This window comes from Empedobacter brevis NBRC 14943 = ATCC 43319, assembly GCF_000382425.1.
GTDB lineage: Bacteria > Bacteroidota > Bacteroidia > Flavobacteriales > Weeksellaceae > Empedobacter > Empedobacter brevis.
Map to the genome: position 1 here is coordinate 219,931 of NZ_KB908294.1, position 11,445 is coordinate 231,375.

The 11,445-nt window shown below is 32.6% G+C and carries 8 protein-coding genes; 5 read left to right on the forward strand and 3 right to left on the reverse strand.

Annotated elements, in window-relative coordinates; genetic code table 11:
- Window positions 1–24: 24 nt before the first annotated feature.
- A complete protein-coding gene (rpsA, locus tag H277_RS0108155) occupies window positions 25–1,851 on the reverse strand; it encodes a 30S ribosomal protein S1 (protein ID WP_019975096.1) in 1,827 nt (608 codons plus the stop codon).
- A 243-nt stretch (window positions 1,852–2,094) separates the two neighbouring features.
- Between rpsA and H277_RS0108160 the strand changes: the two genes are divergently transcribed.
- Entirely contained in the window at window positions 2,095–3,726 is a 1,632-nt protein-coding gene (locus H277_RS0108160; RefSeq protein ID WP_019975097.1) for an ABC1 kinase family protein, read from the forward strand.
- Window positions 3,727–3,796: 70 nt separating this feature from the next.
- On the opposite strand, the gene H277_RS0108165 is transcribed toward H277_RS0108160, so the two are convergent.
- The gene (locus tag H277_RS0108165; protein ID WP_019975098.1) at window positions 3,797–5,284 is read right to left on the reverse strand and encodes an OmpA family protein; all 1,488 of its coding nucleotides are present in this window, start codon (window positions 5,282–5,284) and stop codon (window positions 3,797–3,799) included.
- Window positions 5,285–5,350: 66 nt separating this feature from the next.
- Window positions 5,351–5,803, reverse strand: coding sequence for an SsrA-binding protein SmpB (gene smpB, locus H277_RS0108170; protein WP_019975099.1), 453 nt, complete (start codon window positions 5,801–5,803; stop codon window positions 5,351–5,353).
- Between the two features lie 66 nt (window positions 5,804–5,869).
- Between smpB and H277_RS0108175 the strand changes: the two genes are divergently transcribed.
- The 4 genes from H277_RS0108175 to H277_RS0108190 all read left to right on the forward strand — a co-directional run bounded on the left by H277_RS0108175 (window position 5,870) and on the right by H277_RS0108190 (window position 11,411).
- Complete coding sequence (locus H277_RS0108175) at window positions 5,870–7,492, forward strand: ABC-F family ATP-binding cassette domain-containing protein (protein ID WP_026357486.1); 1,623 nt, start codon at window positions 5,870–5,872, stop codon at window positions 7,490–7,492.
- Between the two features lie 93 nt (window positions 7,493–7,585).
- Window positions 7,586–8,344: a sensor histidine kinase gene (locus H277_RS0108180; RefSeq protein ID WP_033422618.1), complete on the forward strand. Its 759-nt coding sequence runs from the start codon at window positions 7,586–7,588 to the stop codon at window positions 8,342–8,344.
- The gene (locus H277_RS0108185) at window positions 8,313–9,035 is read left to right on the forward strand and encodes a LytR/AlgR family response regulator transcription factor (protein WP_019975102.1); all 723 of its coding nucleotides are present in this window, start codon (window positions 8,313–8,315) and stop codon (window positions 9,033–9,035) included. Before H277_RS0108180 ends, H277_RS0108185 begins: the two co-directional genes overlap by 32 nt.
- Before the next feature lie 99 nt (window positions 9,036–9,134).
- A complete protein-coding gene (locus tag H277_RS0108190; protein ID WP_033422619.1) occupies window positions 9,135–11,411 on the forward strand; it encodes a cation:proton antiporter in 2,277 nt (758 codons plus the stop codon).
- The last annotated feature ends 34 nt before the right edge of the window (window positions 11,412–11,445 follow it).

Here is an 11,445-nt window from a genome sequence, read left to right on the forward strand (position 1 = left end):
CATTTGAAAATTTCAGTTAGAGAATTAGTTTCCTCCTTCTTCCATTTTCTTTTTCAATGCAGCTAATTCATCGATATCTCCTAATGTAGAAGTTTCGATTGTATTAGATGAATTGTTGTTGTTATTGTTAGATGATTTCTCAGCTTTAACTTCTTCCTCACGGAAAGTTGCTGTATGAGAAACTACCACACGACGGAATTCTTTGTTGAACTCGATTACTTTGAAAGATGTTTCATCACCTTTTTTGATACGAGATCCGTCCTCTTTCTCTAATGTACGAGCCGGAGCGAAAGCTTCAACGTCAGCATCTTCGAATTGTACTGTAGCACCTTTATCAAATACGTCAACTGCAACTCCTGTATGAACAGTTCCTACAGCATATTTAGCTTCGTATTTGTCCCATGGATTTTCAGTTAATTGTTTGTGACCTAAAGATAAACGACGAGCTTCTACGTCTAATTCTAACACAACCACGTCTAAGATATCATCAACCGCACAGAATTCTGATGGGTGTTTGATTTTCTTCGTCCAAGATAAGTCAGAGATGTAGATTAATCCGTCAACACCTTCTTCTAATTCTACGAATACACCGAAGTTTGTGAAGTTACGAACTTTACCTTTGTGAGTAGAACCTACTGGGTATTTCGTTGTAATATCTGTCCAAGGATCTGGAGTTAATTGTTTGATACCTAAAGACATTTTTCTTTCTTCTCTGTCTAAAGTTAAAACTACTGCTTCAACTTCATCACCTACTTTTACGAAATCTTGAGCAGAACGTAAGTGAGTAGACCATGACATTTCAGAAACGTGGATTAAACCTTCAACACCTGGAGCAACTTCAACGAAAGCACCGTAGTCAGCTAAAACGACAACTTTACCTTTCACTTTGTCACCAACTTTGATGTTTGCATCTAAAGCATCCCATGGATGAGCTTCTAATTGCTTAATACCTAATTGGATACGAGATTTATCTTCGTCGAAATCTAAAATTACAACGTTGATTTTTTGTCCATCTTCTAAAATTTCTGATGGGTGGTTGATACGAGACCAAGATAAGTCAGTAATGTGAATTAAACCGTCAACACCTCCTAAGTCTACGAATACACCGTAAGATGTGATGTTTTTAACTTCACCTTCTAATACTTGTCCTTTCTCTAATTGAGCAACGATTTCTTTTTTCTGAACTTCGATATCAGCCTCAATTAACGCTTTGTGAGAAACAACTACGTTTTTGAATTCCGGGTTAATTTTAACCACTTTGAACTCCATAGTTTTTCCTACGAATTGTTCGTAATCACGAATTGGTTTAACATCGATTTGAGAACCTGGTAAGAAAGCTTCAATTCCGAATACGTCAACAATCATACCTCCTTTAGTACGAGCTTTGATGTAACCGTTAACGATTTCTTGAGAATCATGTGCTTTGTTAACAGCATCCCATGCATTTAATGTACGAGCTTTTTTGTGAGATAAAATTAATTGTCCGTTTTTATCTTCACGTTGATCAACCATTACTTCAACGATATCCCCAACTTTTAAGTCTGAGTTGTAACGGAATTCGTTTAATGAAATAACACCTTCAGATTTGAAGTTGATGTCAACGATAGCTTCTTTATCTGTAATACGTACAACTTGTCCTTTGAATACTTCATTTTCATGTAAGTCTTCTAAAGTTGTATCGTACATTTGCTCTAATTCAGCTTTTTCTTTACGATCTTCTTCGTTTAATCCTGATTCGAAAGATTCCCAATCAAATGATTCTGGCGCTACGTTTGCATTAGCAGACGCATCTAATACCGGAGTGTTTAATACAACTTCTTGTACCTCCTCTTGTTTTGTTTCTTTAGACATAATTCTAAAAATTTGTATCTCAATCAATTTTATTTTTGGAATCTTCAAATGCAAATAAATGACCGAGAGAAGTTTAACTTAATAATTAATCGCCTGATTCCTAACTCATTTTAGCGAGTGCAAAGATAAGTAATAATATTTAATTATTTAGAATAATTTATACTTCAACCCAAAGAATTTTAAGATTTTATAAACGATTTACACCCCTGTTTATTCGTAACTTGTAAACGAATCTCAAATTTTATGGATAGTTTAAAGAAAATAAAACGATTTTCTAAAATCGTAAAAGTAGTCTCTAAATATGGTTTTGAAGAAATACTTTCTCGCGGAAATGATTTGCTTCATTCTGAGCAAAATACCGATTTTTTTAACAGTTCTTTCAATCAGCGTTTTCGAATGGCTTTAGAAGAATTAGGGCCTACCTATATAAAATTCGGACAACTTTTGAGCAATCGAAAAGATTTGGTTCCTGAATCTTTGATCGAAGAATTAAAAAAACTTCAAGATGACGTTCCGCCTGAAAATATAGATATCAAACAAAAAATAAAAGACGAGTTCGGAATAGATCCTGACGAACACTTCTTATACATTGACGAACAACCTTTCGCTGCAGCAAGTATATCACAAGTTTATCGCGCAACTTTACTGAATGGAGAAAAAGTCGTCTTTAAAGTAAAACGTCATAATATTCAAAAAATAATTGAATCCGACTTAGCGTTGATTCGAGACATTGTTCAGTTTCTAGAAAAAAAATATGAAAAACTTCAAAAGTTATTTATTTCTGAAATTGAAAAATCATTTGAAAATTCAATTCTAAAGGAACTTTCTTTAACCAATGAATTCCAAAATATTGAACGTTTCAGGAAAAATTTCGAAAACAGCAAAGATGTTTATGTGCCCAAAACCTATGAAGATTATTCGAACAATAATTTTCTTTGTATGGAATTCATCGAAGGTTTTAAGGTAAATGATGTTGAGCAATTAGAAGCTTTAGGACTTGATCCTAAAAGAATCGTACAAAAAGGATTTGACATCTATTTAAAACAACTTCTCGATGATGGTTTTTTTCATGCAGATCCTCATCCTGGAAACATATTTATCCTAAAAGATGGAAGAATTGTTTTCATAGATTTTGGATCGATGGGCGTTTTAGCGATCAATGAAAAAGAAACGTTGGAAAACGTCGTAATTGATTTTGGTTTAAAGAACCCGAAGCGAATTGTTCGTTCACTCAAAAAAATGGCCATTAAACATTATATTGAAAATGACAAACAATTGGAACGAGATATTGCTGATATTTTTGATTATTTAGAATATAATACAGTCGACACCATAGAAGTTCAGATTATGATTAAAAAGTTTAATCATATTTTACAGCGAAATCATGTTCTATTACCTGAATATGTTTATATTCTATTACGGGGAATTGCACTTATAGAAGGAATTGGCCAACAATTACATGCAGACCTTAACATTCAACGCTCCATGCGTCCTTATGCTATCAAATTAGCCCGTCAAAAATTTCATCCAAACTATTTGAGTAAAAAATTTATTGACAATCTAAAAGATATTCAAGACCTCGTAAATGATTTACCGGAAGACACATTAAAACTTATTGAAAAAATAAACAATGATAAACTGGCACTTAATTTCAAAATTAATGAATTGGATAATATTGAGAAATTGATTAAAGACAGTATCAATAAAATTGTTCTTGCTTTATTGACGTTAACTTTTGGAATTGGAGCCAGTATGCTTGCCAACACCAATGTCCGCCCTATGTTTTTAGATATGCCCCTTCTTTCATGGATTGGTTATTTGTTATCTGTATTTACAGCAATCTGTATCATTGTATTGGTTTTTAGAAAAAAATAAACGAAATATATTTAAATAAAAAATAGCCACCTCATTGAGGTGGCTATTTTTATTATAAGCTATTTAAGAATTATTTTTTCTTTTTGATAACTTTAGTTTCTGTAACTGTTGCTGTTTTAGGTAATACCTCAACACGTCTGTTTCTTTGGTAACACTCTTCAGTGTTTTCAGTACATAATAATTGAGTTTTTCCTAATCCACGAGCAGTTAAACGAGACTTGTCAACTCCACCTCTTTCAGCTAAGACATTAACTAATGCTTGAGCACGTTTTAAAGATAATGTTTTGTTGTAAGCATCTTTACCTCTTTGATCAGCGTGACCGTCAATGTAGAAGCTTTTACCTTTTAAATCATCAGAATTTAAAATTTGAGCAGCTACTCTTACATCTTCGTAAGAAGAAGGTACAATTTTATCAGAGTTGTACTCGAATAAAATGTTAGATAAACGTTTTGCTACGTGAACTTCAGTCCATGGACATCCGTTATTTTCTTTTGGTCCTTTTTCTGTTGGACAAGCATCGTCTTTATCTGGAATACCATCTCCATCTGTATCTGGACAACCTTGGAATTCTGCTAAACCATATTCATTTGGACAAGCATCATCCTTATCTAAGATTCCGTCATTATCTGTATCTGGCCAAGGACATCCGTTATTTTCAACTGGTCCTGCAACCTCTGGACATGCATCATCTTTGTCTGGAACTCCGTCACCATCTGTATCTGGACAACCTTGGAACTCAGCTAAACCTGGTTCGTTTGGACAAGCGTCATCTTTATCAAAGATTCCGTCACCATCCGTATCTGGACAACCATTCGTAGCAGGATCTCCTGTAGCGATACCTGGAGTATCCGGACATGCATCTTCATCATCAGGAATACCATCATTATCTCTATCTTGTTTTCCAAAACGGAAAGTAACACCTACTGTATGTTGGAAAAAGTCAAAATAGTTATTTCCTCCATAAGCTGGTAACCAGTTGTAATCAGAAGCTACATTTAAACCAAAGTTTTTAGTAAACCAAAAGTTAATACCAGCCCCTAAAGAAGCTGCAAAATGGTTTTTCTCTAAATCTTCAGCTTCAGTAATTTGATAAGTACCTCCATTTTCGTTACCGTAGTAAGCTGTTAATGGAAATTGTAATCCTGTGTAATCGTATCTGTGGTAACCAGCACCTACACGGATATATGGATCAAACCATGAATCTTCTTTTAAAATGTATCCATTAGCTAATTTATAACGTAAACCTAAACCAGCATTAATGAATAATTCATCTTTAATTGCTAATCTGTTGTTGTCAACTTCACCTACAGAAGCAGTTAAATCAACATCAAATGATCTGTTTAAGTTACGGATAATAGACAATTTCGATAAAGGAGGAACGATATCCCAGTTATCTGTCTTAAAATACTGGTTGAATGGTCCAGTTGCTGAGTTGTGATCAACTGCGTGAGCACCAACTGTAATTGCCCAAGGATTCTTAGAATTCTGAGCATCTACAAAAGAATTACCCGCTAGGAATAAAACTACTGCAGATAATAATAGATTAAACTTTTTCATTATCAAATATTTAGCGTTTTAAATATATTTAATTTTATATAATTTTTATACAATTATAAGACAAATTTAAGAATTCTTTATCATTCTATCCAAATCTCTTTTCAAATCTTTTCCTTTTATTGTGTTTCTTTTATCAAAAAGTTTCTTTCCTTTTGCTAAATAAATCTTCAATTTTGCCAATCCGCTGTTGTTTATATACAGCGTTGTTGCAACAATCGTTAATCCTGTTTCTTTTGTTTTACGCTCTAATTTTCGTAACTCAGATTTTTGCAATAAAAGTTTTCTGTCTCGTCTTGTTTTATGATTAAAATATGTCCCCCAATCATATTCGTCTATAAACATATTAATGATATAGAGCTCTCCATCTTTAAATTGACAAAAGCTTTCTGTTATCGAAGCTTTTCCCATTCGGATAGATTTTATTTCAGTTCCAAACAACTGGATGCCGGCATCGTATGAATCTAATAATTCATATTCAAACCTTGCACGTTTATTCTTAATCGTAACTTCTTTTTGCACTTTATTTTATTCCAATTAAAATTTGTAACTTTGCCGGAAGGTCAAACAAACATCATACCAAAAATTATGTTAAATGTTTCTAATTTATCGCTTCAATTCGGAAAGCGTGTACTTTTCGACGAAGTTAATATAAAATTTACAAATGGCAACTGTTACGGGATAATTGGTGCTAACGGAGCAGGAAAATCAACTTTCTTAAAAATATTATCAGGTGAAATCGATCCCACTTCTGGACAAGTTAGTTTAGAAAAAGGAAAACGTATGTCTGTTTTAGAACAGAATCACTTCAAATATGACGAATACACTGTATTAGACACTGTATTGCGAGGAAATAAAGTATTATACGATATTAAAGAACGTATGGACGCTTTATATGCTAAACCTGATTTTTCTGAAGAAGACGGGATCAAAGCAGGTGAGCTTGGAGTAGAATACGAAGAGATGAACGGATGGAATGCGGAATCAGATGCTGCAACACTATTATCAAACGTAGGAATTGACGCTGATATTCATTATACATTAATGGGCGATTTAGACAATAAAGCGAAAGTCCGTATTTTGATCGCGCAAGCTTTATTTGGTAATCCTGATGTATTAATTTTAGATGAGCCAACCAATGAATTGGATGTCAATACAATTTCTTGGTTAGAGGATTTCTTAGCGAATTATGAAAACACAGTAATTGTTGTCTCTCACGACCGTCACTTTTTAGACTCTGTTTGTACTCATATCTGTGATTTAGATTTCTCTAAATTAAACTTATATTCAGGAAATTATACTTTCTGGTACGAATCTTCTCAATTAGCTTCTAAACAACGTGCTCAACAAAACAAGAAAGCTGAAGAAAAGAAAAAAGAATTACAAGAATTTATCGCTCGTTTCTCTTCTAACGTTGCTAAAGCAAAACAAGCTACAGCTCGTAAGAAAATGATTGATAAATTAAATATCGAAGAAATTAAACCATCTTCTCGACGTTATCCTGCCATTATCTGGGAACAATCTCGTGAAGCCGGAGATCAGATATTAGAAGTGAACAATTTGTCTGCTTCCGTTGATGGTGAAGTTTTATTTAAAGACGCTACAATCAACTTGAAAAAGGGAGATAAAATTGGTATTTTCTCTCGTAACTCGAAAGCTGTTACTCAATTCTTAGAGATTTTAGCAGGTGAAGCTCAACCAGACTCAGGAGATTTTTCTTGGGGAATTACAACAACTCAAGCTTATTTACCTTTAGACAATACTAATTTCTTTAAAGAAGACATCAACTTAGTAGACTGGTTACGTCAATACACAGAATCTGATGAAGAACGCCATGAAGAATTTATGCGCGGTTTCTTAGGAAAAATGTTATTCTCAGGAGACGAAGCACTTAAAAAATCGTCTGTTTTATCAGGAGGTGAAAAAATGCGCTGTATGTTCTCTCGTATGATGTTATTGCGTGCAAACGTATTATTATTAGATGAACCAACAGGTCACTTAGATCTGGAGTCGATTACAGCTTTAAATAACTCTCTTGTTAATTTTAAAGGTACTGTATTAATGGCTTCTCATGACCACGAATTAATCCAAACAACTTGTAACCGCATTATCGAATTAACTCCTAACGGAATTATTGATCGTTACATGACATATGACGAATTCTTAGAAGATTCTAAAGTAAAAGAATTAAAAGCGAAATATTACGCTTAAGATTTTTATCAAAATAATTTGAAAATCCAGAAGGTTCTACTTTCTGGATTTTTTGTTGTCAAAATAGTTTATCTTTGAATCAGCTTTTTAGAAATGATTCAAATCCCATCAATATTACTTTATCTCATTATTGCATTGATTATTTTTCTAATCATCATGATTACCTATTTAATCCATTCATTAAAATCTGAAAAAAAATTAAACCAAGAACAAACTCAACGTCTGGACAACTTATCAACTAAAGTTGACGAATTGAAACTTGAATCATACGAAGCAAAGCTTAATCCACATCTTTTTAAAAACATCCTAAATTCTATTCAGTCAAATGCTTATCAAACCTATTATACCATTGATAAATTAGCAAATGTTTTGGATTATATTTTATACGAAAGCAAGGATAATTTTGTCACAATAAAAGACGAAATTGATTTTACAAAAAATTTTATTGAAATCAATAAAGTAAAAGTTTCGCCTTTGTTTGATTTTCTCATTAAAACCAAAATTGATGAAAACTCCCCTTATTATCAAGAAAAAATTATTTTACCGTTAATCAGCATAGACTTCATTGAGAATGCTTTTAAACACACCGATTTTCAACAATCCAATTCTTTTATAAAAATTATGATTGAATTGAATAATACATCATTTCAAATTCAAGTTATCAATAAAATTTCTCCTAAAAATAGCCTGAAGAAAGAATCTGGCGGACATGGAAGCCAATCTTTAAAACATCGGTTAAAAATGGTTTACGGTGATAATTTTCACCTCTCTAAAACCATTGAACAGGATATTTTTATAGCCAACTTAAAAATAAATCTACATGAGTTTTACACTAAAATGCATACTAATTGACGACGAAATTCTTGGATTAAAATACCTGAAAATGTTGTGTGAACAAATGGACGATATTGAAGTTGTTAAAGCTTATGTTGATCCCGAATTGTTTATCAATGAATTTGAAAATCTAACATTTGATTTTTGTATTCTGGATATTGAAATGCCAAAAATTAATGGTTTACAAATTGCAAACTTATTAAAAGAGAAACCTTTTATTTTTTCGACTGCCTACAAAGAATATGCAGTTGATGCGTTTGATTTAGATGCGACAGATTACATTCAAAAACCCATAAAAAAAGAACGTTTACAACAGGCGATAGACAAAGTCAAAAAACGCTTGCAAAATAGTTTTCCAATGCAAAATAATTTTGTGCAGTTAAATTCCGACAAAGGAAAAATTTTATTGCACTTCAATCAAATTCTATACATCTCCACTTCTACTGTCGAAAGCCGTGACAAAATCGTCTACTATCAGGATTTATCTTTTCTAATTTTGAAAAACATTACTTTAGATACATTATCCGAACTATTGCCGGAAAAAGATTTTGTTCGCATCAACAAACGTGAAATCATTAACTTTCATCACATCAAATATTTTCATTCAGATAATATTACATTAGACATCTTATCAAAAGAAAACAAAGAAATTAATTTGGTGTTGAGTGAAGTCTACAAAGCTAATTTCATCAACCAAATTTCAATTTGATTACAAAAAAAAACCATTTCATTACATTTTTATCTCTCTTTAATAAAATATGTCATTTTTCTGGAAATTAATTCCTGACTTTTGTTGAAAATTAACGCCATGAAAAAATCGACAAGAAATTCAATTTTTTACATCGTAACAATCCTACTTTGTTCTTTAATGATGTACTTTATTGTCATAAAAGCAGAAGAACTAGAAGTGGGAAAACATGTTGTCCATGCGGCTAATGAAAACAATTATTTCAATGATTTCATCACTAGTATCACGCATAATATTGGACACCCTCTTGCTATTTTATTAGCACAAATTGTAACGATTATTTTTACTGCGAGAGTCTTTGGATGGATTTTTAATAAAATTGGGCAACCCACTGTTATAGGTGAAATAATAGCAGGTATTTTTCTTGGCCCTTCTTTTATCGGGATGCACTTTCCTGAATTCTTTGGAAACCTTTTTCCAAAAGAATCTTTGGGTAATTTAGAATTTATCAGTCAAATTGGTTTAATTCTTTTCATGTATGTCATCGGAATGGAATTGGATTTAAAAGTTCTGAAAAAAAATGCACAAGATGCCATTGTAATTAGTCATGCAAGTATAATTATACCATTTACACTTGGTTTAGCCTTGGCCGGACTAATCTACATGGAGTTTGCTCCGGAAGGAATCAATTTCCTTTCATTTGCACTTTTTATAGGGATTTCAATGAGTATTACAGCCTTTCCTGTATTGGCCAGAATTGTACAAGAACGCGGTATTAGTAAAACTCGTTTAGGCTCTATTGTTATTACTTGTGCTGCCGCAGACGACATTACAGCCTGGTGTTTATTAGCAGCTGTCATTGCAATTGTAAAAGCAGGTTCATTTGTAAGCTCTCTATATGTTATCTTACTTGCAATTATTTATGTTGTTGCAATGGTTCGTTTTGTCCGTCCTTTCTTAAAACGAATTGCAGATGTTCATTCTAGTAAAACAACACTTACAAAACCGATTGTCGGAATCTTTTTCCTAGTTTTAATAATCTCTTCTTATTTAAGTGAAATCATTGGAATCCATGCATTATTTGGAGCTTTCTTAGCTGGAACAATTATGCCAGAAAATATCAAATTCAGAAATTTATTCATCGAAAAAATTGAAGATGTTTCATTGGTTTTATTACTTCCGTTATTTTTTGTTTTCACAGGTTTAAGAACACAAATAGGTTTACTGGATAGCCCTCATTTATGGCGGACAGCAGGTTTGATTATTTTGGTTGCTGTGACAGGAAAATTTGTAGGAAGTGCAATAGCGGCTAAATTTGTAGGACAAAATTGGAAAGACAGTTTGACCATTGGAGCATTAATGAATACGCGTGGATTAATGGAATTAGTTGTGCTAAACATTGGTTATGATTTAGGTGTCTTAACTCCGGAAGTCTTTGCCATGATGGTCATAATGGCCTTAATCACAACATTTATGACAGGACCTGCATTGGATGTGATTAATTGGATTTTCAGAAAACAAAAAACAGAAAATGAGCTCAATGAAATCAATCAAAGTCAGAAATATAAAATCTTAATTGATTTTCAGACACCGGAAAAAGGAGCCGAATTATTACGTGTAGCAAACAGCTTTGTCAAAAATCAAGATGATAATTCACTTGTTACAGCCATCCATGTCATGAAAAGCAGCGAAGTTCAACATTTTAATCTTGAAGAAAGAGAAACCGAAATTTTTGAACCTATGATTGAAGTTTCAGAAGAATTGCATCAGGATGTTACGACCATGTTTAAAGTCTCTACAGATATGGTTTACGATACAATTGATATTGCCCAGAAAGGAGATTATGATTTAATGTTAATGGGGGTTCGAAATTCTATTTATTCAGGCTCTTTATTGGGAAATATATTAGGGTTTACCACAAAAATTATCGATCCGGATATTTTAATCGGACAAGTAACCGGCAAGGAGAACATGTTTAACCATTCCATTTTTAACGAACGGACGAAACAATTATTAAACAAATCTACCGTTCCTGTCGGAGTGGTATTAGACAAAAATTTCACAAAAGCCGAAAAAGTATTTCTTCCTCTTTTTGGAAATAAAGATGCCGATTTACTAAAGTATGCCCAACGATTAATTTCAAACAGCAAATCTCAAATTATTATTGTTGATGTAAGTGGGTACACTAAACGCCATTCAGAAGTAAAAGAAATCATTCGCAGCATCGAAAATATCGCACCAAATCACATCAGTCTCTCTTATAAACAACAATTGGACAAAGAATTTTTAGAAGAAATGGATTTGATGATGATCAGTATGGAAAGTTGGAAAAATTTAATTGAAACGAAAAGTATTTGGATTTCCAATGTTCCTACAACTTTAATTATTTCTGAGTAAATCTTCTTCATTCAAGATTTATATTTCAATTACA

What these genes read in the sequence shown, in the direction of transcription:
- rpsA (WP_019975096.1), bottom strand. Translation starts at nt 1,851, where the DNA reads ATGTCTAAAGAAACAAAACAAGAGGAGGTACAAGAAGTTGTATTAAAC.
- H277_RS0108160 (WP_019975097.1), top strand. Translation starts at nt 2,095, where the DNA reads ATGGATAGTTTAAAGAAAATAAAACGATTTTCTAAAATCGTAAAAGTA.
- H277_RS0108165 (WP_019975098.1), bottom strand. Translation starts at nt 5,284, where the DNA reads ATGAAAAAGTTTAATCTATTATTATCTGCAGTAGTTTTATTCCTAGCG.
- H277_RS0108175 (WP_026357486.1), top strand. Translation starts at nt 5,870, where the DNA reads ATGTTAAATGTTTCTAATTTATCGCTTCAATTCGGAAAGCGTGTACTT.
- H277_RS0108180 (WP_033422618.1), top strand. Translation starts at nt 7,586, where the DNA reads ATGATTCAAATCCCATCAATATTACTTTATCTCATTATTGCATTGATT.
- H277_RS0108185 (WP_019975102.1), top strand. Translation starts at nt 8,313, where the DNA reads ATGAGTTTTACACTAAAATGCATACTAATTGACGACGAAATTCTTGGA.
- H277_RS0108190 (WP_033422619.1), top strand. Translation starts at nt 9,135, where the DNA reads ATGAAAAAATCGACAAGAAATTCAATTTTTTACATCGTAACAATCCTA.